The sequence below is a fragment of the Corynebacterium freiburgense genome, assembly GCF_030408815.1.
Lineage (GTDB): Bacteria > Actinomycetota > Actinomycetes > Mycobacteriales > Mycobacteriaceae > Corynebacterium > Corynebacterium freiburgense.
In genome coordinates this window covers 582530-604315 of record NZ_CP047355.1, presented here as the reverse complement: position 1 = coordinate 604315, position 21786 = coordinate 582530, and the positions used below count along the sequence as shown (strand labels likewise).

24 protein-coding genes are annotated in these 21786 nt (G+C 47.4%); 8 read left to right on the top strand and 16 right to left on the bottom strand.

Features of this window, described 5'->3' with window-relative positions:
- Positions 1–9: 9 nt before the first annotated feature.
- The 3 genes from CFREI_RS02760 to CFREI_RS02750 all read left to right on the top strand — a co-directional run bounded on the left by CFREI_RS02760 (position 10) and on the right by CFREI_RS02750 (position 3527).
- Positions 10–2088: a carbamoyltransferase HypF gene (locus tag CFREI_RS02760; RefSeq protein WP_027012474.1), complete on the top strand. Its 2079-nt coding sequence runs from the start codon at positions 10–12 to the stop codon at positions 2086–2088.
- 348 nt (positions 2089–2436) lie between these two features.
- On the top strand, positions 2437–3141 hold the full coding sequence (locus CFREI_RS02755) for a response regulator transcription factor (RefSeq protein ID WP_027012473.1): 705 nt from the start codon (positions 2437–2439) through the stop codon (positions 3139–3141).
- Between the two features lie 11 nt (positions 3142–3152).
- Positions 3153–3527, top strand: a complete 375-nt coding sequence (locus CFREI_RS02750) for a hypothetical protein (protein WP_027012472.1) — start codon at positions 3153–3155, stop codon at positions 3525–3527.
- A gap of 2 nt (positions 3528–3529) precedes the next feature.
- On the opposite strand, the gene CFREI_RS02745 is transcribed toward CFREI_RS02750, so the two are convergent.
- The 13 genes from CFREI_RS02745 to hypE form a co-directional block, all read right to left on the bottom strand.
- Positions 3530–4999 carry an ABC-2 family transporter permease gene (locus tag CFREI_RS02745; RefSeq protein WP_084170726.1) on the bottom strand — a complete coding sequence of 490 codons (1470 nt, stop codon included), beginning with the start codon at positions 4997–4999 and terminating at the stop codon, positions 3530–3532.
- Complete coding sequence (locus tag CFREI_RS02740) at positions 4996–5706, bottom strand: ATP-binding cassette domain-containing protein (protein ID WP_027012470.1); 711 nt, start codon at positions 5704–5706, stop codon at positions 4996–4998. The genes CFREI_RS02745 and CFREI_RS02740 overlap by 4 nt, the downstream gene beginning before the upstream one ends.
- 78 nt (positions 5707–5784) lie before the next feature.
- Positions 5785–6456 (bottom strand): response regulator, encoded by a 672-nt coding sequence (locus CFREI_RS02735; RefSeq protein WP_027012469.1) that lies wholly within the window; start codon positions 6454–6456, stop codon positions 5785–5787.
- Complete coding sequence (locus CFREI_RS02730; protein ID WP_051255914.1) at positions 6453–7616, bottom strand: sensor histidine kinase; 1164 nt, start codon at positions 7614–7616, stop codon at positions 6453–6455. The genes CFREI_RS02735 and CFREI_RS02730 overlap by 4 nt, the downstream gene beginning before the upstream one ends.
- 14 nt (positions 7617–7630) lie before the next feature.
- Positions 7631–8398 carry a trypsin-like serine protease gene (locus CFREI_RS02725; protein WP_027012468.1) on the bottom strand — a complete coding sequence of 256 codons (768 nt, stop codon included), beginning with the start codon at positions 8396–8398 and terminating at the stop codon, positions 7631–7633.
- Between the two features lie 26 nt (positions 8399–8424).
- Positions 8425–8775 (bottom strand): hypothetical protein, encoded by a 351-nt coding sequence (locus tag CFREI_RS02720; RefSeq protein WP_027012467.1) that lies wholly within the window; start codon positions 8773–8775, stop codon positions 8425–8427.
- A gap of 39 nt (positions 8776–8814) precedes the next feature.
- Positions 8815–9633, bottom strand: a complete 819-nt coding sequence (locus CFREI_RS02715) for an ABC transporter permease (protein WP_027012466.1) — start codon at positions 9631–9633, stop codon at positions 8815–8817.
- Positions 9630–10268: an ATP-binding cassette domain-containing protein gene (locus tag CFREI_RS02710; protein ID WP_169719147.1), complete on the bottom strand. Its 639-nt coding sequence runs from the start codon at positions 10266–10268 to the stop codon at positions 9630–9632. Before CFREI_RS02710 ends, CFREI_RS02715 begins: the two co-directional genes overlap by 4 nt.
- On the bottom strand, positions 10249–11472 hold the full coding sequence (locus CFREI_RS02705) for a lanthionine synthetase LanC family protein (protein WP_027012464.1): 1224 nt from the start codon (positions 11470–11472) through the stop codon (positions 10249–10251). The genes CFREI_RS02710 and CFREI_RS02705 overlap by 20 nt, the downstream gene beginning before the upstream one ends.
- A gap of 3 nt (positions 11473–11475) precedes the next feature.
- A complete protein-coding gene (locus tag CFREI_RS02700; protein WP_027012463.1) occupies positions 11476–14259 on the bottom strand; it encodes a lantibiotic dehydratase in 2784 nt (927 codons plus the stop codon).
- Positions 14256–14732: a hypothetical protein gene (locus tag CFREI_RS02695; protein WP_027012462.1), complete on the bottom strand. Its 477-nt coding sequence runs from the start codon at positions 14730–14732 to the stop codon at positions 14256–14258. The genes CFREI_RS02700 and CFREI_RS02695 overlap by 4 nt, the downstream gene beginning before the upstream one ends.
- Before the next feature lie 242 nt (positions 14733–14974).
- Positions 14975–15133: a gallidermin/nisin family lantibiotic gene (locus CFREI_RS02690; RefSeq protein ID WP_084170724.1), complete on the bottom strand. Its 159-nt coding sequence runs from the start codon at positions 15131–15133 to the stop codon at positions 14975–14977.
- 189 nt (positions 15134–15322) lie between these two features.
- Positions 15323–16405: a hydrogenase expression/formation protein HypE gene (gene hypE / locus CFREI_RS02685; RefSeq protein WP_027012461.1), complete on the bottom strand. Its 1083-nt coding sequence runs from the start codon at positions 16403–16405 to the stop codon at positions 15323–15325.
- A 77-nt stretch (positions 16406–16482) separates the two neighbouring features.
- Here hypE and CFREI_RS02680 point away from each other — a divergent pair, with 77 nt between their 5' ends.
- The 3 genes from CFREI_RS02680 to CFREI_RS02670 are packed head-to-tail and all read left to right on the top strand — an operon-like array spanning position 16483 to position 18617.
- Positions 16483–16752, top strand: coding sequence for a HypC/HybG/HupF family hydrogenase formation chaperone (locus tag CFREI_RS02680; protein ID WP_027012460.1), 270 nt, complete (start codon positions 16483–16485; stop codon positions 16750–16752).
- A 12-nt stretch (positions 16753–16764) separates the two neighbouring features.
- Entirely contained in the window at positions 16765–17895 is a 1131-nt protein-coding gene (gene hypD, locus CFREI_RS02675; protein WP_027012459.1) for a hydrogenase formation protein HypD, read from the top strand.
- Positions 17896–17900: 5 nt separating this feature from the next.
- Positions 17901–18617 carry a GNAT family N-acetyltransferase gene (locus tag CFREI_RS02670; protein ID WP_035111974.1) on the top strand — a complete coding sequence of 239 codons (717 nt, stop codon included), beginning with the start codon at positions 17901–17903 and terminating at the stop codon, positions 18615–18617.
- A gap of 374 nt (positions 18618–18991) precedes the next feature.
- On the opposite strand, the gene CFREI_RS02665 is transcribed toward CFREI_RS02670, so the two are convergent.
- Complete coding sequence (locus tag CFREI_RS02665) at positions 18992–19291, bottom strand: hypothetical protein (RefSeq protein WP_027012845.1); 300 nt, start codon at positions 19289–19291, stop codon at positions 18992–18994.
- A gap of 146 nt (positions 19292–19437) precedes the next feature.
- On the opposite strand from CFREI_RS02665, the gene CFREI_RS02660 reads away from it, so the two are divergent.
- Together CFREI_RS02660 and CFREI_RS02655 are read left to right on the top strand one after the other, a co-directional pair.
- Positions 19438–19803: a DUF6463 family protein gene (locus CFREI_RS02660; RefSeq protein ID WP_027012844.1), complete on the top strand. Its 366-nt coding sequence runs from the start codon at positions 19438–19440 to the stop codon at positions 19801–19803.
- Positions 19804–20131: 328 nt separating this feature from the next.
- Entirely contained in the window at positions 20132–20848 is a 717-nt protein-coding gene (locus tag CFREI_RS02655) for a hypothetical protein (protein WP_027012843.1), read from the top strand.
- Here CFREI_RS02655 and CFREI_RS02650 read toward each other — a convergent pair.
- The gene (locus CFREI_RS02650; protein WP_035112065.1) at positions 20833–21288 is read right to left on the bottom strand and encodes a YdcF family protein; all 456 of its coding nucleotides are present in this window, start codon (positions 21286–21288) and stop codon (positions 20833–20835) included. The genes CFREI_RS02655 and CFREI_RS02650 overlap by 16 nt on opposite strands.
- Positions 21285–21785, bottom strand: a complete 501-nt coding sequence (purE, locus tag CFREI_RS02645) for a 5-(carboxyamino)imidazole ribonucleotide mutase (protein ID WP_027012842.1) — start codon at positions 21783–21785, stop codon at positions 21285–21287. The genes CFREI_RS02650 and purE overlap by 4 nt, the downstream gene beginning before the upstream one ends.
- Between the last annotated feature and the right edge of the window lies 1 nt (position 21786).

Here is a 21786-nt window from a genome sequence, read left to right as displayed (position 1 = left end):
TGTCTAATCATGAGCGTTATCCGGAAACGATATATTCTGCGCGGAGTAGTTCAAGGTGTGGGGTTTCGGCCACATATTGCTAGGGTTGCTGCAGCGTATACGATTTCTGGATTCTGCGGGAACAATGACTCCAGCGTTTTTCTAGAAGTTCAAGGCAAACCTGACACGATCACAGCCTTCTTTACAGAAATGGTATCTACCCTGCCACCACTGGCGCAGGTGCTCACATATTCGGAAACTGAAATCACACCCGTGGAGGAAACTGGTTTCCATATTGTCGCTTCCGAACATTCATCCGGCGCGCGGTCACTCTTGCCACCAGATGTGGCGATGTGTGCAGACTGCCGAAAAGAAATGTTTGATCCAGCGAACCGCCGCTACTTCTACCCCTTTATTAATTGCACCAACTGTGGTCCTAGGTACAGCATTATTCACGATCTCCCATATGACCGACCAAATACCACAATGCAGAAATTCGAAATGTGCGGAGAATGCAAAACCGAATACACAAACCCTAAAAACCGGCGTTTTCACGCACAACCGATTAGTTGCTGGAATTGCGGACCGAAAATATGGATCGAATACAACGGCGAAACAATCGTTGATGACCCAATTTATTTGGCACAACAATTACTTGCCGAAGGGAAAATTCTGGCGGTCAAAGGGCTCGGCGGATTTCACCTTATGTGCGACGCTAATAATGCCCAAGCAATTGCGGAACTCCGTGCGCGCAAACGGCGTCCCGCTAAACCATTCGCAATAATGATTCCCTACGACGGAAGCGACGATGCTGTCCGCCCAATCCGGATTGGGCCCGGAACCGCCACTAAAGGCATAGCCCCTGGGCTCAGCGAAGTAGGCACCATGCTACCCTACACCCCACTGCATGAATTATTAGTGACGTCCCCGATGGTTGCTACTTCTGGTAATGCTCCAGGGGAACCGCTGTGCTACACCAACGAGGATGCACGGGAGAAACTCTGCCACCTGGCGGACGCATTTGTTATGCATGACCGCGATATTTACCTGCCTGTTGAAGATTCGGTAGTGCGCGGGACCACACCTATTCGCCGGAGCCGCGGAATGGCACCATTACCCATACCGATTCCCAAAGGCCCACCAATCCTTGCAGTCGGCGGAGAACTCAAAAATACATTCGCTTTGGCGGTAGATGAATTCGCCCATATTTCCGCCCATATAGGGGAGATGCAATCATTAGCATCCCAACAGGCTTTTAAACGCTCAATCGAGCAAATGCTCGCAATCCACCGCACCACACCTGAACTCGTAGTGTGCGATCTGCATCCCAACTATGCCACCACTGCATGGGCTGAACGGTTCTGCGATCAATACGATATTCCACTGCTACAGGTACAGCACCATGCCGCACACGCCTATGCACTCCTCGCCGAACATGGATTAACCAGTGGAATTGTGGCAACACTCGATGGAACAGGGTACGGTACCGATGGCACTATCTGGGGTGGGGAGCTTATACGAGTTGATGGCCCATCCTGGCAGCGCCTCTGGCATATTCCGCCTTTCCCATTGGTTGGTGGCGATCTGGCAGTTCGTGAACCTTGGCGGGTACTCCAAGGGATTACACACGCATGGGGCCTTGATTTACCTGGCCATCACCCACTTGTGGATTCGCAACTACGGTCAGGAGTTGGAGTGATTCCCACAACCTCCATGGGCCGTATTTTCGACGCCGCGGCCGCCGTCCTCGACCCAGAAATCAAGAATACCTACGAAGCCCAAGCTGCCATGTGGTTTGAACAACAGGCAACCTCCGGCAAATTCAGCTCCGCAAATACATTTGCAGAAGCGTTTATGGAACTTGCTCGCACAAAGGATGCCTATATGTTCCATCATGCGATTGCAAAGATCGTCGCAGCCAAGCTTAAAGAAACAAAAGCAGAGATTCCCGGAATTACAGGTGGCTGTGCCCTTAACCAAGTGCTTGTACAGGCAATACAAGAAGAGCTTCCAAATACTTTGCTCACCCACCGCATTGTGCCACCCAATGATGGGGGCCTTAGCCTGGGACAAGTCGCCGCTGGAAGGTTGGCAATGCGGAAAAACTAACACCAAATTTCCCCCATCTTTTAAGCACAAACCGCTACAAACCAATGAAAACGGCCTCAAACACGGACCTATAGAACAGATCTGCATATTTTAGTGTCCGCTTCTCATGCTATGTATCAGCCGAGCCAATTAATCTCACGGTATATGCAGTACAAATATTCCCCACTGAATTACATCATAATACAAGCAATGCAGAGCGAGTAGCACATATGTAATCTGCACAATTTGAACCAAAACAACCAAGATACATTTTTCACTATAAATATCATCCACCCCCGTATTTTAGGCTCGATGTAACATTGCTTGGTAAGCAAACCGATCGAGCAAGCTAACATTGGAAGTATTTGAATGCATAGCGAACCCGTAGCAAAACTCCGTGTACTTATAGCAGACAACGATCCATTAGCAATCTCAACAGTGAAACGTTACTTATCACGTGATACCGAAATGCAAATTGTAGGCGAAGCAGAGAATGGGCTCCAGGCCCTGGATATGCTTCAGCAATTTGATATTGATATTGTTATTGCCGCACTACGTATGCCACATATGGACGGAATCACACTTCTTCAAAACATGCGTCTCTCACAAATTCCCACCCCGTTTGTAGCGCTTACAACCCTCGACGATGACACCACCATGCTCAAAGTACTTCAAGCCGGTGGCGCCGGCTATATTCTCAAAAGCGCGAGTCCAAAAGAACTTGTCACAGCCATTCAGACAGTGGCAAACGGTGGAATTGCAATCTCCCCAAAACTACTTAATCGGCTTGTAGAACATATCTACCAAAGTGAAATAGAACCAGCAGAATCTTGCCCAGTAACAAGTATATTTATGGCACTTAATGAGACCGAAAAACGGGTGCTTGAGAACCTTTGCTGCGGAAAATCAAATGCCGAAATAGCTCGTACTTTACAATACTCGGAAGCGACAGTAAAAAAGTATATTTCGTCATTGATTGCTCGTTTTCATGCAAATTCACGGCTTCACTTAGCTATCTTGGTTGTTGAATCTGGCGCTCTAGTAAGGCACAAACATTGTCTAGAGTTTACTTAACGCTATTTGCAGTGTTTTTGATAACTTCTTGTTCTGCCAACAATGTACCGCTCCCGAATGCTAATGACCTTTTTCTTGGCCGTGACCCGGACCAGCCCGTCATTAAGGATGTAAGCGAACTAGGTATTTGTTCGCCGTATATTGTCAGCTTGGAATACCAAACCGATGGATCGGCAAAACTTATCTATCGGGGTCAGCCCGGCGACGAGGTGAACTATACCCTTCGCTACACAGACCGAGGCGAAGAGGAACGCCAAGCAAATGAGCAACAAAAATTAGTAAAAATAACAACCCTTTCCCCGGAGGAAACCAAGAACTTGCGCCAGGTTCAGGTCGCCGCTACCGGGGATATTGGGGTGCCAAATTCCTGCGTGATTGAAATTTAGTGCTATGAAGTGCGACGATGCGCCCTCAAAGTTCGCATAAGTAGATACCAGCTACCAAGCGTGGTGAGCACAGCCAATGGCAGTGCGATCAAGAACCTCGCCAATGTGCTCGCCAATTCCGGCCATACTGGAAACGCAATGATCCACAAGAATGTTTCTGCCAGTACGTCTCCGCCTAGGGTAATCGCAATAATGGTCCAGAAAACCATTGCGGCTATCGACGCCCCGGGACCAAACCTTACAGTTAATGCTAAGGCTAAACACAATAAGGTAGTTCCCACCAGCATCCACAATAAAATCTTTCCCGCAAGTGCAATTACGGGATATCCACCACCCAATAAACACACACTAACAATTGCCACCAAAACACCCAGAACAAGCGTTTGCATAATTGCAATCCCGGGCGTAATTTTCGGGTTTTCAATATGCATTAGCGTATAGGTATCCTGAAGTACCCGCCATACAAGTACCGGCAAAATTCCTGCCCCAAGCGGAACAATAATAAAGCTAAAAAATCCGCTCACTATTTCGATCGTGTACGTTCCAGCAGCGATAATAATGACCACTGCGGAAAGAACCATACAAATCCCCACGCCGCTGCCTTTTAAAGCAAGCATAAATGCTTCAAGAGGAAATGTCCTTGCGCTACGTTGCCCAGTTGGGGTAATCGCAGCTACCGAATTCATCTCAAATGGCTTTGTTACTTCAACTTTCGGACCCTGAACAACCTTAGGTTTTCTAGATGGTTGGCGCTCCCCGACTCGCGTAGCAACCGCGAACGTCGCAACGCCAAAGACAATGCAAAGCACCACCCCAAACCATGCTGGTTCATCCAGTGCGGGATGGCCAGCTTCCATTGGAACACCATTGACTTGAACGCCAATTGGAACTAAGAGAATACGAATGGGCCAAGTCGGTGGAATCAGCCACCACCAGGTAGATTCCGCAAAAGCAGTACCAACTAACTGCCATACTATTCCTGTGATAAGGGCTGCTATAGTGCCTAGCCTGCGGGCTACAATCGCGCCGATTCCCAATAAACCCAAGGAACCGATCCATGCATAAGTCGCTGCGATAACCCCATTGGTAAAGGGCGCACCAAATAAAATCACGCTGCCAAAACTCAATAATTGAACTAATGCGGAAACGAATGTAATTCCGAGGAGCCTGGCCAGGCGATCCTTATAGGCGGAAGCACCCCTCCAGGTAATTCCACCATTGCGAGCAGCTAGCTCACGCTGTTCAGAAAGTCCCGCCAACACCATCATTAGAGGAGCCGCCATGCCAGTGAAATACATGACTTGCCAGGAAAATGCCGCCGACTGAAAGCCCGCATTTTGCGCACCAACCGATAGCACCAAACTTAACGCTCCGAATATAAGTCCGATGAGCGAAAAGTACAGTACCGGGGAGGACTGTAACCGTATCCCCTCCACTCGAACATACTGCAGAAGTGATGCTGTTGCGTTCATTGTAATCCCTCATTCTGACCAGTAATACTCAAAAAGCGGGATTCCAGATCCTCTCCCTGCAGGAATTGTTCCGCGGTTCCGGAAAACACCGTGGTCCCACTATCAATTACGGTGATATCGTCAGCAAGGCGCGACACTTCCCCAAGCTGGTGAGAGCTAACCAACACGGTGCCACCAGCGCGCGCCCACTGTTGTAGGAATTGCCGAAGATCCGTAATTCCTTGTGGATCAAGGCCATTTTGTGGTTCATCCAAAATCAAAATGGGCGGCGAGCCTAACATTGCGATTGCCAGTGCCAGCCGTGCCCGCATTCCAGTAGAAAACGACTTCGCTTTCTTTTTCCCGGCTTGCGCCAGCCCGACAAGCGTAAGCACGCGATCGATTTCTGTTTTGGGCAACCCCAATAACAGTGCATGAATTTTCACATTATCCCGCGCCGAAAGATGATCATAGAGGGCTGGGCCGTTAATAGAAGACCCAATATATTTCAAGCTTTCCGACGTCACGGGCCTACCGAACACACTTACCGCACCGGTTTGCACAGGCACCAAACCCAACAAGGCTTTAAACGCAGTGGATTTACCCGCACCATTCCGCCCTAATAAAGCGTGTACCCTCCCCGAAAAAACCCTTAGGGACAAATTATTAAGGATCCTAGATCCGCCAAGTTCAACGGATATCTGCTGGAGTTCAATTGCTGTTTTCATACTTATATTGTGGCGAAGCTCAGCAAAAAAGTAATCCAACCACGGCACGAACTTGCATCTCCTACTCTGGTAGGAGAATCACTCAGTGGTATGCAAGCCAGCTTCCCGGGCCACAATAACCAATGCCACCCGATCCCGACAATTCAATTTCGCCAGCAAATGTGAAACATGTGTTTTTACCGTGGTGGCAGAAATTACCAATTCGCTTGAAATCTCTGGGTTCGTTTTACCCTGCGCAATCAATGCTAGGATCTCTGCTTCGCGGGGCGTCAATAAGCTTAAACCTTGTTGAGTTTCCGGTGCCAGCGGTTGCGAATCCTTGCGTAAATTTTTCCGCCATGCCTTAATAACATGGGCAGTTACACCAGAGCTTAATACCGATTCACCTTTATAAACAGAGCGAATCGCTTGCAATAATACTTCTGGTTCGGCATCTTTTAATAGAAATCCGTGCGCCCCCGCAGCCAATGCACGCTCGACAAAATCCGGGACATTAAACGTAGTGAGCATAAGCACCCGAATATTTGGTGCGATTCGGTTGATTTCCTGCAATGCCTGGATACCATCTTTGCCGGGCATTCGAATATCCAGAATGGCAATATCAACAGGTTGCTCCCTAATAGTATCGATTGCACTCTGCCCATCTGAGCAAGTAGCCACTACCTCCATATCAGATTGCGAGGAAATAATTGTGGCCAGAGCAGAAGCTAGAAGTGGTTGGTCATCAGCGAGGAGTACACGAATAGTCATTGTGGATCCTTTGGCAGCCAAGCAAACGTATTAGCCGTATTCTGTTCAAAATGAAATTCAAACTCTCCCCCTAGTGCCACGCAACGCTCTTTAATTCCCTCTAATCCAAAGCCTCCTGATGAGGGGAAACGTTGCGTGATTTTTGCCGGTGTACGGCTACAAACTCGCACTTCGATATGCTCTTCAACATCCCGTACTGACAAGGTCACATGGGTATCTACGCCCTGATGCTTTAGCACATTTGTCAATGTTTCAGTAAGTATTCGATGCAATGCCAATTGCACAATCGGCGAGTACTGCTGCGTTGAGGCATCAATATCGGCTTCAATACGTAAACCAGCAGATAAAAACCGATCAACTACATCCAGCAAATGCATCGTTTCTGGCACTTCAATATTTCCCGAACGCAATGCATTCACAATCATCCGCACTTCCGCAATGCCATCACCAGAAACTTTATGGATTGTTTCTAAATTGCTTTTCGCTGAATCCGGATTATATAGTCCCGCTGCAGCTTGCATCCGAATCAATGTGAGCGAATGCGCCAATACATCATGAATCTCTGATGCAATACGCAAATGCTCACGTTCCCGGCTACGCATAATGCTTTCCCTGCGAGAAATTTCTAGGCTTTTTCTCCGCCAAGCAAAAAGCACAAGCGAGATAATTGTCACCCAATGCAGCCCTAGCCAACTCAACATCTCATCGCCAGTGCGATACTCCAAGCCCCCGGTATTAGAAAGCCGCCACATAATTGGCGAAAAAACCGAACCAATACCCGCCACAACGGCCAAGGTAACGATAAGCCATTGCGAAATTTGTTCCGAACGAGACACACAATATAGAGCCCACAATGCAAGGAATAGTACAGGCGGATAACCGGTATTAATTGGCAAAACACTTATCGATGCTAGCGACCAAAACCCCAGCAAAACCAATGTAAGAACTGCACACACCAACGGATATACGCGCATAAATAAAGCGGTGCCGATAAGCAGCACCGCAATGGTGGCATGTACCCAAACAACAATCGCTATTTGTGGTGACTCTGGCCGTGCACTAATGGTATTTGCCCAAGCAACCCAGACATAAAACATGGCGACAATGCTCACCAATGTTGCTAGAAGAAAATCGCCTAAGGCTGGCCGCTTCGCAAACACACCTACCAGTGTAGCTATTCACCACAGTACGAACCACGCTCCAATACGTCATCAATCAACGGCTCGATCGGCTGCACAATAACATCGCCATATTTTTTAGAAACTCCGACAACAATTCCCGCCAATGCTTTGCCTCCATCTTCTCGCTGCATAAACACCGGCGCACCCGAATCACCTTCTTGTGTAGCTGTACCATCCAACGCAGATGCACGAAGCAAATCATGCGAAGTAATCCCCAGCTCCGGATTATTACCTACATAATCGACCTGTTCAACGTTGAGTTGTTCACTATTTGGCTTGTTCTTAGAAAAATCAAAAGTGTATAAATCAATCTTTTCGCCCACCCGCACGGTTGATTCAGAAAACTCAGTGCAATGATGGCTAAACACCGGGTTCTTAAGGGTGACTACCGTCGCATCAACACCCGGCAGATCCTCAATATCCTGGACTATTGCATCGGGATGTCCAAACACTTTCATATCCTCGAGGGAAGTGGCGGCATTAGTACAATGCTGTGAAGTTAAAAACTGATGTTCATTTAGTGAAATACCACTACAAAAACCATCACCCGTTGAAGCCGTGAATCCGTAAAGCACCAATTCGGCAGCATCCTGCGTATTCGTTGACTCAAATGTATATGGCTCTGAATACACTCCCTCAGGCAACTCACCAACACCAATGAGATTTTGCATATTCTCCTGTGCAGCTGCAATCTCGCTACACATCACCACACCAAATAATGCACAAACCAACCCTTTTTTAAACGCGCTATAACGGAGCATGAGTAACCTATTCTCTTTCAAATGAACTACTTTTCGAACAACAAATGGTGGAGACCTTTACTTGCGGAATACTGCTGATTAAAGCAGGTAATTCCAGCCTCCGATGCGGGATCTAAGGCCCCACATTCAGTGCGCACATTTGACATCATTAGCAATGTCCCAATGCCCGCGATAGCAATTGCCAGCAGGCTCATAAAAAGCGCTGCAATACTAAGCTTCTTCGCCTGCACAGTCCCTGCGAATTTGATACAAACACCAGAGACTAGTAGTGCAAGAACAGCGAGGACTCCAAACACAATGGCAAACCAGCTCGCAACTAGAAGAAATAATGAAATAACCAACATAACAGGGGCTAACATCGTTACTGCGCGATTCATGGGAAGACTCCTTTCCGCGAAACTCAATGCTCCGTATAGCTAATAACTACCGATCGTTCCACTAATCCGGCTTTTTCGCATTCCCCAACAAAAAACATACAGGCTTAGTGGCAGTAAGATACATATCCAAACAATTGCTGGAATTAGCACATTACAGGTTTCGAATAAATTTGACTCGGTTAAAGTTGAAAGTCTCAACGCCGACATTACCGAGGTCGTTGGAATATAGAATGCTAGAGATTGAATCCATTCCGGATAAAATTCCACCGGAAACATTACGCCGGAAAATAATCCCACAATCACGGTCATCGTCCACGTAAATGGTTCGCCACTTTTCGAATTGAGGATGTAACCCGCTGCACATAAGCCGATTGATGACATAAGCACGAACCCGACTAGTACGGTGAGCAATAGATTCAACCAGTTCACATTGGACGATACATGAAATATCACAAAGAAGCACGTGATAACTACCGTGCTGCTCACTAACGTTGAAAGCAAATTCACCAATAACCGTGTCACAATAATGGTGGGCAGTCCAAGCTTGGACATAATAATCATTTCTAGAGTTCCGGTGCGCTGCTCTTCACGAATCGTATCTTTTGGAACATTCATCAACATAAATAACACTGATGATCCCATCGCTCCGGTCACCATAAAACCAATGACATTGCCTCCATAAGCATCCAACCCTGGCAGCGAACCACCTTGAGAAATAAACATGCCGAGAATTCCGAATTGAACAAGGCCGACAATTGAGGACAACATCGTAAGCACCATTTGTGTTTTATAGGTGCGTTTTTCCCTCCAAAAACGTTTCATTTGAGGCACGATGAGCGCCACGGCGTCAACAATCATCGCAAAAACCCCTCAGAGTTGATAACAAAATCAGAAGCATCAGCCAAATCAGAATCATGCGTCGATGTAATGACAATGTGTCCACCCGCAGTGAGGGCCTTAATCATCGCACACACAATTCTCCTGTTGTGCACATCTAACGTGCTTGTTGGCTCGTCCAAAATGACAATTCCATGCGATGTTAAAGCCGCAACCAGAAGTCCGTATATGCTGCGCTGCCCGAGGGACAAGTCACTGAACCTGGTTTCAAAGAATTTTGCAGCATTGAATCTGGAGAACAACTCTTCGATTCGCTCATACACTTCGGCTTTATGTAATCCATTTAGCGCGCCAATAAACTCTGCATTCTGGTATCCATTAAGCCGAAAGTTAAAACTGCGCTCAGAATATAAACTCATTCCAATCCGCGAACGAAATTGGCGCCAATCATGTGCTGTAGTCCAATCCCCATAAGCCACACAACCGCTATTTGGTATTACTAGACCAGCTAAAAGTTTCAGTAATGTCGTTTTTCCTGAGCCATTTGGCCCAATGATTGCTGTAGAGCTTCCTGGCGGGAAACATTGAGACCAATGTGATAGGACCGGCTTATCAGGGTATGAAAAACTGACGTCTTTACAACGCAATGTGTTCATATGGAAGCCCCAGAATTTGTAATTGTTTTGGCAACGGCTTGGATTGAGAAATCGCTTGCACCACAATTTGCAGACCGCCAATTCCATCCCAAAACCCGAAATCGAGTCCGGAATTCTCCACATCATTCAATGCTTGAAGTTGTTGTTCTGCTCTCTCCCACCAAATATCAGGAATTGGTTTACGCATGAGATAGTTCAATGCCATACGCCCTGCAATTCCGTGACACAATCCTGGCCCATCAAAACCGCCAGTTCGTGGATCGACGTACTCTGGCGACGTAAAACTCAACTCGAGGCGTTTGGGAATAGCTAAACCATAGTTCGCCATATAAATTTCTAAAATTGGCAAACCGTAACACCAACCATTACGTGCAGTGGGGCCGGATCCAAAACCTACTGGTTCATCATTGAGCCACGATTCGCTTTCTGGATGCCCGCAAAGATAGTACGGAATACCGGGAACAATTGAAGTGTCATATCCTCGAACTAGCGCGGCCAGCAGCCCTGGAATAGCCTCTTGAACACTATGGTCCTTTGTACGCTGCACATGTGCCAGAAAGAGCCCTAACACACCACTGATTCCATGGGCCTGTCCAAAATCAAGAATTCCAAAAGCGGCTTTTGGTTCCTGTTGCACTACCTCGTGGGGAACAGCAATTGACGGCGTCCAAAAGAACTCATCAAAACTCGATTTAGCTACGCCAACCAAATATTGCAGTGCACCGGTAATAAGTTCCTGTTGTTCTCTTTCGGCGGGTGGGAAAAGCTCAAAATAGTAAAGAATTCCAGTCAGCCCAATCGCATAATCATAATCGAACCTAGGCATACCAATACTGGTTTGTAGTTTTTCCAAACTACAACGGACGTGATGCAGTAGCCGTGTTTCGATTTTATGCAATGCACCCACATATTCGGCAGGATCCTGTTTGGAGGTTTGGAGCAATAGTGCCAATCCAGCAAGCCCACCGAGCATTCCACCATGTGAATATTTGCTTGCGCCGAGCTGTTTAAAGATATGGTTTAGCTGCTTCATTGTGACCTGCCGCCAATCTTGAGAATCGTCGATCTGTGCCATTGATGCTGCAAGATATGCCGCGCCCAAATATCCTGAATTGATATCCAGGGGATCTGCCGATTTTGTTTGTCCGAAACTATCGTTTTCAAGCTTGACAAAGAGTAAATCTGAGGTGTTAAGCGTTATCATCTTTTACACTCTTTCCAATGTGCTGGTTTTTTGCCCGATTGCTTTCCACACAAGTTTTTCCTCATCACTGGAAATACCCAGCCGGTTACAGAACAAATGCGCAGCTACTGCCCAAGGTTCAAGGCTTTCCCCCACATGCTGCGAAATTATCTCCATTTGCCGCTGAACTTCGGCAAAGAATTCGTCGATTTCCGCGCCATTCTTCGCTAGAGATTCCGAGTATGAGTCTGGTATTCGCAGTTGCCTTTTGACACTACTTCCCTTACGAAAACCGCGTTGCACAACGGCTTTCTTGATATCTATTGGACTTAATTTGAGCCATTGAAAAAGAAAAAACGAGCGTTCTTCAAGGCTAAGAGGTTCAAGAAGTTGTTGATTCGCAATTGAGCTTACAAACGCGGATTCAACGATAAACAATTCCGTGAACGCAGCAAATGCTTTTTCACCTCCGTAACGTTCAATTTCAAGTCGGTGTTGCTGCTCTTTGACTTCAGCAACCCACCCGTCCCACACAAGTGTTTCTATAGAAGCTCGGGTCTCAATCTGCATGAGATCATCACGAGTCATTCGCAAACGCAGACAAGGCTTTCCACTCTGTGTGCGATAGCGTACGAAGTAATACGGTTTGGGCAGTTTTTGCAAGAGTGGAATTAGCGGTGCGACCGCATTTCCGCGCGGCACTAATTCAATATTTACCCAGGTACTCGTTGCCGGGATAATCTGCTCGCACCCAAAGTTGAACACGTCAGCAAACTTTGGTCGGGAAGCATACGTTTGTTCTTGCGCGTTCTGCGGGCACTGGAATGTCACAACTAGCTCACTATGAATCCGCTTCCCCTCATGATCTACGCTCAATGGCGAGCCTTGTTCTACAGACGCATCTTCTACCCAATTTCCACCAGATCGAAGCAAGTATATCAATGCTGCGCTATCTTGAATTAGCCTTCGGTTTACGAGTACTTTTCGGTCATGACTTCCAAGCCGAACCCACTCTGAGATCGAAAGACCATCGCACCACTGATTAAAGTCAGCGGCAATTTCGTTACCGCGAAAACGGTATTTTGGACGTTCCAAAATAACATTGTCATAGCGAACACCAGGTAGTACATCGTGATATTGTTCCAATGCTTTCCAGCTCCATGCCATTATTGGCCAATCCACGGTTGTAGCCAGGTAAAGTAATCGGACCCAATCTGGATATAACTGGATGGAAGCCATGCACGAAGGCTCAAATCGAAGCCTTGTCCCGTCCTGCGTTTCACAATAAATCCGATCGCCATCAGACCAGAGGTACAGGTCTTTACAAAGAAGTTCCTTATTGTTTGTAGAAAACCCATTGACATTTACGTTGTAATCAAGAGAGTGAGACGACTCTCGGATCGCATTCACATTGGCCTTTGGCCCCATCCAATCAATCCCCGCATTTACGGCACCGGGCACAGCTTGAGCCGCTGAGGGCGGGGCGTCGGAAAGCAACCGATATCGCGTGGTTAACGTTGGTCCAGGAAGAGCAACAGTGCCATCGCAGGCAATTAATAGTGGTTTATTGTCGGGCGTACCTGAAAGTTGCGGTACTACTGGCACCGCAAACGACGTCAACTCCGTGGAATATCGCCCTTTAGTTGTAGCGTTGTGGATTCGTAAAAGATCCCGAATCTCTTTTTGGTTCAGGTCAATCCATTGTTGTTTGTGTGCCGCCGCCCAGCCGCAAAGTTCAACCTTCTTTTCGTCAGGTGAGGTATCCCTTGTTGCGGTGAATGCATCGATCACACCTTGGTAGGAAAATCCAAACGCCGGATGTATAAGGTCTGTAAGACAAATCCGGCTAAACCCATAACGTTCATGGATAAGCTCGGCGAACTTTTGTGCGACACCTTGATCTGCAGTATCCACCAGCCCATACTCGATCAATAATGAGTAACACCGCTCTAAGTTGGTCAATGCATATTCGTCAATATGCACAGTGGCATCACGTCGTACCTCAAAATCAGACGTTTGATTCTCAATAACCCATTGAGAGGTTAGTTCGTTGATACAACTGGTACTAGTTTTTGTGGAAACCAACTGCTTCTTGCAGCGTGCCGCATATCCCAAGCTGGATGAAGAGAGCAGAAACTCCTTGTGCAACAAACTAGTTAGTGCTTTTTCCACGGGTTCCGGGCTAGGAGCTTGAAACTCCACCATCAATGTTTGGACTAATTGCCCCCATGGCATCGCTTGCTTGGTTAAATCTGCAATTCGATTTAAAAGTTTATTTTTCCCAACTGATCCAAATGGGTCCTCGCTGTGTCTTGGAGCCGTCACATAGTACCGAGCCCCCACATCAATAACACACGGGTTCCACCGGACCTCAATGGGCGTATCAAATTCTTCCCGATGAGGAACGATTGGTTCCACGCAACCAATTTCCATTTCATTGTGCAGAACAATATGAATATTCCGCCCGATTCCCTCCGAGAGCTTTGATGCCTCATGTATATTTCCCACGCGCCCTAATAACCGTGAAGGTGTTGCCCGGGTTGCGGATCGCGCCATTAATGTAATCACGTGGCGTAACGTTTTGCGCCCCTTTTTCGAGCTAATGAGCAACTCTCCTTGGAAAATCGCCTGGATATTCCGATCAATAATTGGATGAAATGCTTTTAACGTAGTTCGAATTGTCGGGTTGCTGTATGCCAACCGTAATTTTTCGTAGTTTCCCTCAGCATGTAGGAATTCTAAATATTCTTCCCAACGTACCGAGGCTGACCGAATTCCGGTAGCTTTGGAAACAAGTTGACTTTTCACAGTGGCACTCCCCGATTTTTTAAGTTTTCTACAATTATTTTTCGCTGAGTTGGTTCCATGGCCTCGACTAACTCGACCAGTGATTGCTGCAAAACAGTACGCATATTGTCCGCAAACCAATCTTGGCAACCGGGAAGGATTGGGCCGCGCAAGTAAAATAGCGCCTTTGCAATATTCCCATCTTCCAAACTGGTTAAAACCTTGCCGAGGTCACTTGCAATCTCCGAGTTAGTAACGTACTCACGGTTTTCAGCATTGTATTCAATATCAACCCCCATTAAAGTACACCCCTTTACGGGGTACCATAGGGCATTTTTAGAACAGAAGTTATTGTAAAGCTTGGTCAAGATTGTTTTCTTGGAAATCTTGCCATTATTTTCAGAAAACAAGTACGCCAATTCTAGCGCCTTTATATTACTTATTGTCTTACCGTTTACGCTTGGATTGCCTGTCAATGTAATGGTGAGCACCATTATTCCCTTCTGCAAAAACCTTACGATGGTTAGCACAGCGATCTCAATCGATCACAATTGACTTTATAAATTCAGGCAAATTCAATCAAGAGTTTTTCACAGAATTATCCATAAGTAGATAACAGTGTAGACCTACGTAGAACACAATATACTTTATGCCCATATTCATTACCCTAAAGCACACGAAAAGAGCCCCCTGCCATTAATCCTATGGCAGGGGGCTCTTTTGCCGAGTTTCTATATTAGCGCGAAACATGCACCTCACAGGTGAAAGATTGAATTGCGCAGGTCTGCAGAATTCCTGTAATGCAGCCTGGAGTGCAAAGAGACTTTGACTTCCACTGCGTATCAATTCCGTCTGTTGCGTCACCTTCTGCGAAATCAAATTCATAATCAGCCATTTGAATAGTCCTTCCAAAATAGTAGTACTAGCGCCTTGTCGCCTTTGAGTAATTTGTTTGCGACAAGGTCAAATTTAATCCAGATTTCGCGTTTGAAAAGAGCAAACGCATTCAAAGAAATTAAAGCCGTACCAGAACAACACAAAGGAATTCAAAATGTATTCAAATAGCCCTCAAATGCCTTTACAGCTAACAAATCCGTGGCAATGGGTCACCCACCAACATGTCCACCATGCGGGTGCCACCAAATCCTGTTTTCAAAACAACCGCCGCAGCAGGTTCTTCGACCACAGTTCCTATTACTTTTCCTTCCGGCAAAACACTTAGAGCGTTTTCGACGTCCGCCTCCGGCACTACCGCCACAAAGGTTCCTTCATTTGCCACATAGAGTGGGTCAATTCCAAGCATGTCACAGGCAGCCCGTGTCATATCCCGCACCGGAATTTGTACATCTTCAAGTGCCACGCCGAACCCAGTGACTTTCGCAAGTTCATTCATTACTGTTGCTAGCCCGCCACGGGTGGCATCACGCATCCAACGTGGGTTGCAATTCGCAAATAGAGCTTCAGTCATTCCGTGTACTGATTGGGTGTCGGATTCAATTGGAGCGCTAATTGCCAAGTCTCCGCGAGCAAGCATAACGGCCATACCGTGATCCGCAATAGGGCCGGAAACGATAATGCGGTCGCCGGGCTGGATAGGCGTCGAAAAGCGCCCAGGCGGGATAACCCCTATGCCTGAGGTATTGATATACACCTTGTCACCTGCACCTTTTGGAACAACTTTGGTATCCCCAGCAACGATGTGCACACCAGCCTTTTCGGCAGCCTCACGCATTGATTGCACAATTTCCCGCAATTCCGTAATGGCGAGCCCCTCTTCAAGGATAAAACCGACGGAAATGAGTTTTGGTTGGGCACCAGCTACAGCAAGGTCATTGACCGTGCCATTAATTGCCAATTCACCAATGTTGCCGCCTGGGAAGATAATAGGGCTCACAACATAGGAGTCTGTAGAAAATGCAAGCGAACTACCGTGAGCTTGTACAAGTTCCGCAAGGGGAATTACTGCGGAATCGCCCTGTTGGTTTAAGACCGGATTATCGTAGGCGCTATAAAACACAGCCTCAATAAGAGCGGCTGAAGCCTTGCCCCCTGCACCATGTGCAAGCGTCACGTGACTTTCATTGAGCCGAGCCTTACGTGAACGTACGCGCGAAATATTGAGGTTGACGCGACGTTCATCCTCATTAAGCCGGTTTTTCGGGTCCATGGTTCTCCTTGCCAAAGTATGTTCAGCTCAATGGTAGCCCCGCTGGTACTGTGAGGTGTGGTTAAAGGAGGAGCATTATGTGCTTAGGCGTACCCGCACAAGTGGTTGAAATTCAGGATGATTCACGGGCAAAAGTCAGTATTAGCGGCGTTTCCAGAATGATTTCTACCGAACTTTTGATCGGCGAAGACCTTGCTCTAGGCGATTGGGTGCTTGTGCACGTCGGCTTCGCTTTAAGCAAAATCGACGAGACCGAAGCGCAAATTACTCTCCAGCAAATTAAACAACTCGGCGGAGATACCTTCGAAGACGAGCTGGAATCGTTTACATCATCTGATATTGGTTAGGACCGCAGCCCCATGAAATATGTTGATGAGTTCCGCGACCCCGACGCCGCAAAAGCCCTATTAAAGCGCATTACTATCGACGCGGAACGGGTAGGCCGCCCCCTCAACCTTATGGAAATCTGCGGAGGCCACACCCACACGATTTACCGCTACGGACTAGAAAATTTACTCCCCGAATCGATCAATCTTGTGCACGGTCCTGGATGTCCAGTCTGCGTCATTCCAATGGGCCGCGTGGATGATGCTCTCTGGTTAGCCGAACAAGACAATGTAATACTCACCACATTTGGCGATATGATGCGCGTCCCAGGCTCTCATGATTCCCTGCTTGGCTCGCGTGCTCGTGGTGCCGATGTCCGTTTTGTTTACTCCCCCCTCGATGCGCTCAAACTTGCGAAGGAAAACCCGGATAAGCACGTGGTGTTTTTCGCCGTTGGGTTTGAAACTACGGCTCCATCTACGGCAGTTACATTAGAAACCGCCCGCCGCGAACAAGTCCCAAACTTCTCTGTATTTTCCAACCATGTGACTATCGAACCACCCCTACGCTCACTTGTAGATAACGGCGAAACGGAAGTTCATGGTTTTATCGGCCCCGGCCACGTAGCCACTATTGTTGGCACCCAAACATTCGAATTTCTCCCCCACGAATTTGGCCGCCCGGTAGTTATCGCTGGTTTCGAACCCCTGGATATTTTGCAAGCGGTTGATATGCTCCTGCAACAATTTATCGACGGCCGCGCCGAGGTAGGAAACCAGTACGCTCGCGTTGTTCGTACAAAAGGCAACCCTGGTGCCCTAGCCCTTATGTCCCGCGTCTTCCAAACCCGCGAAACCTTTGAGTGGCGTGGACTTGGTTGGCTTGATAATTCCGGGCTTGGCATCGCACCGGAATACGCCAAATGGGATGCCGAACGCATTTTTGAAGTTCCCGGAAATCGCATCCCCGACCCGAAAGCCTGTGAATGCGGATCGGTACTCACTGGCCGCATTAAACCATGGCAATGTCGTGTGTTCGGCACCGCTTGCACACCAGCAACACCTATTGGTACCTGCATGGTTTCACCCGAAGGTGCCTGCGCCGCCTACTACAACTTTGGCCGTATCGACCGCGAAGCACACGCAGCATTGGCTCATACATAGAAATAATGATCGAACGCGTAAATAAATTTGGACAGCCAATAGGGGCAGCTCTGCCACACTGGACTCCGGCTTCTATTCCCCAGCGAGTCACTCTAGCTGGTTCCTATTGCTCACTCGCACCACTTGAGCGCACTCATGCTGCAGACCTTTTTCGGGCCTACAGTCAAGCAAACGACGATAGTATGTGGACCTATTTACGGCATGGACCATTCAAAACTCTCGCCGAATACGAAACCTGGGTAGAGGCTGCCATTACCAATGAACATGCCATTACCTACGCCGTTCTTGATAGTGACACCCAGCGCCCTTTGGGAACACTTGCGCTTATGCGCATCGACCCAGACAATGGTTCCATCGAAGTTGGAAATGTGACTTTTTCTCCAGCTATGCAAGGATCAAGAATTTCCACAGAAGCACAATTCCTTGCCATGAAATACGTATTCAATACCCTCGGCTACCGGCGATACGAATGGAAATGCGACTCACTCAATCTTCCCTCGCGGCGTACCGCCCAACGCCTTGGCTTCCAATATGAAGGAACGTTCCGTAACGCAATGGTCTATAGCGGACGAAGCCGCGACACCGCATGGTACTCCATTACCGATATTGAATGGACTCTTCTTGAACCGGTGTTTCAGCGTTGGCTCCAGCCTGAAAATTTTTGCGGAAATAAACAAGTTCATTCGCTTGTTACGCTCAGGGAGCTGCACCAAGGAAGCTAAGCTAACTCGCTGGGATTCTATGTACTGTTATTTGCTTGCTGGGCGCCTTGGGGTGGTTTATGGGGTTTGTGGCTTGGTTTTGGCCGGTGGTTTGGCTGTGTGCTTGTGGTTTTATTGTGCGCGTCCGATGACCTGGGATTTGATTAGGGCTGAGTGGTCTTTTTGGAGGCTGGTTGGTCTGGTTGGGGCTGCCGGCCGAGAGGCGCTCTGTCTTTTGGGGTACTGGCCGGTCCTTCTTGGGTGCTGGTTGGGCGTGTTGTCACAGATTCCATTTTTTCGGCGGATTTTATGGAATTTGTGACACGATAGGTAGGGAACCTGTCACAGATTCCATTTTTTTCACTGTTTTTATGGAATCTGCGACAAACCCCAGGTCAACGATTGTGCGCAAGATTGGTTGCTGTCACAAATTCCATTTTTTCAGCCGATTTTATGGAATCTGCGACAGTAGAGATGAAAACATCACCAGTTTGATAGGGTGAGCCTATCAAACCGCAGGGAAAGCGGCCCGAAGGCTCGGGAAACCAGCCCACACCCGGGAAAGCCCAACCCGCGCCCAGGAAACCAGCCAGTACCCTTCGCAAGTCAGCCGAACCACCCAGAAACTCCGGAAAAGCAACCAACCCGCTCGGGAAACCAACAGCAGTCAGTATAACTTTTGGAAGCAAATTCATTTCTACCCTAAATTTGGGTAATCTTTAGCAAAGCTCCTACATTTCATCTTTACTTATATAGTAAGCAACTTACTAATTTAAAGATAAAACCAACTCAACATGCACGAAATTATTGCCAACACATTTTGCCGCATGGAAGGAAAGTGATGAAGAATCTACGCACTTGGACTGGCTTCCTACTCATAATAATGGGGATTGCACATAGTTTTAGCACCAATTGGCATCCCCTTCTGCAAATGATCTATCAAGGGTGGTGGAAAAGTGCAGACACACCAGCAGAGAGGGCCGCATTATGGTTCCTTGTCGCCGGATTTGCCCTTATCATTATGGGATTTTTGGTAATCAATCACTATCCCACTCGAATTGCTGCGGCCGTATTGTTATTTATATTAATGCTTGGCACTTTTACCTCCACCGCTCTTTTTGGCGCAGCTATTGGAATGATCGTCGCCATTTTACTATTCACCAGTGCCATTTGGGAATATCGATCCAAATCTAAATCAAGAACATAATTAACCACCCACAAATCGGTGTGCGCACTACTTCAATAGTCCACAATTTAAGCAAGGTTTTAATAGGTGAGCCTTGCCTAAATAAAACCCACACCATTCAATCAAAGTATCAAAATGGTAAAAATTGAACTCACCTCTAAAAAAGGACCGCCTTTGCATTGCCGCACTTCAGCGCGAGATTATCTCCACTTTCCTGTCACAAAAATGTGAGCATCACAAGCGACACTTGCAGATTATCCTTGCGATCTTATTTACATTCGAGTAATTTCACATAAAGGAAAGCATTCAACAATAGGTACTCCAATACAAAAGCACCGCGGAATTAAACATGAAGTTGCTCGCAGAAACCCGCCGAATCCTATATGACAGCATCACGGTAGGCGCAAACGAATTCCTTAGGGAACACTTTTTACTAGCTGAACAAAATCGAACTAATTTCCATTTGTTTGGCGCACAGGCCGCCCTTTTCGCACAGAGGCGTATTCCGACAACACTTTTTAATTTTGTTACGCGCTCCTATAGAAAACACGGGTTTGAAGTTGTAGGGTTGGGCTATCACTCTGTTGTGATAGCTGATGGCGAAAACGCCGTTCGGAAAATTCATCATCGCACGTTGCATATGTTTCCCGAACAGCGAAATGCCTATATTGATCGTCTGTATCACAAGCAAAGAGTGCTTCAGAATTTTTTCCCAGAAAATATGGTTACTGATCAGGAGTTTGTTGTTGAAGAGTTTCCAGCAAACCCGGATTTGCCAGTTGTGGTTTCTAAACAACCACGTATCTATGGCAAGTTTCTTTCTCGTGAAGAAATCTTGCGCACCGATGCAATAACAAATCCCAGCCGTGAAATGTTTGAAAATGCCCGGACCCTACCGGATATTGTTGGCAAAGAAAATGTAGTCATACCTGCAAACGGTGACTGTCCTGTCGTTATTGATACAATCCCGCTTTCCGAACATGACCCTAGTGACTATGCGGCATTCCTCGCCGCTGAATCTATTATGGGTGAAGCATTACGACGTGCAAACTACCAAAATTTATAATTGGATCCTCGCTGATACGTTTTCCACCTTCTCCAGATCACACGCGCAATAGAGTGTATAAAGGCGAATGCTTCGCGTAATAAGTGTTTTGCAAGCACATTTCGAGGTGTCGGCGCACCGATAACTCGCATAGGAATATTGTGATGCCAAGCCCAAAGTTTTACTCGTGGCTTGTGGTAGGTATTGGTCACTACTAACCAACCATTGGCACCAAGGAGTCCGTGTACTCGCTCAAGATTTTCATTTGTGGAGGTGGCATGTTCCTCCAAAATGATTGCTTCATCCGGTATTCCTCGGGCGAGTAGCCAGTCCCGCATATACGGGGCTTCACCGAATCCTGTCACTACAACGTTTCCATGGATATGCGGCAATGCCGCTTCCAACCTGCGGTCGAGTGCGGGGCCCGGGCGGCAACCGAGAATAACTACGGGTGTATTCATTTGCCCATAAGTCGGTCACGAAGTGCTTGGTCTTTGCGCAAAACTTCATCACGCATTCGCTCTTGGTAAGCCACCATTTTTTCTATAAGCTCCGGCTGCCCGGCACTGAGGATGCGTACTGCCAGCAAACCAGCGTTTTTAGCACCACCAATGGAAACTGTAGCCACCGGTACGCCTCCCGGCATTTGCACAATGGAAAGGAGCGAATCCATACCATCGAGTTCACTCAAGGCCCGAGGAATACCAATCACGGGCAGCGGGGTTGCTGCAGCCACCATACCTGGCAGGTGTGCTGCCCCACCAGCACAGGCAATAATGCACTTCAAGCCTCGAGTATGCGCTTCTCGTGCATAGCTCAGCATACGGTCAGGCGTGCGGTGTGCAGACACAACTCCTACTTCAAAAGGCACATTGAATTCGGCAAGGATTTCGGCGGCTGGTTCTACTGTTGGCCAATCCGAATCGGAGCCCATAATAATGCCTATGTCTGGTGTCATT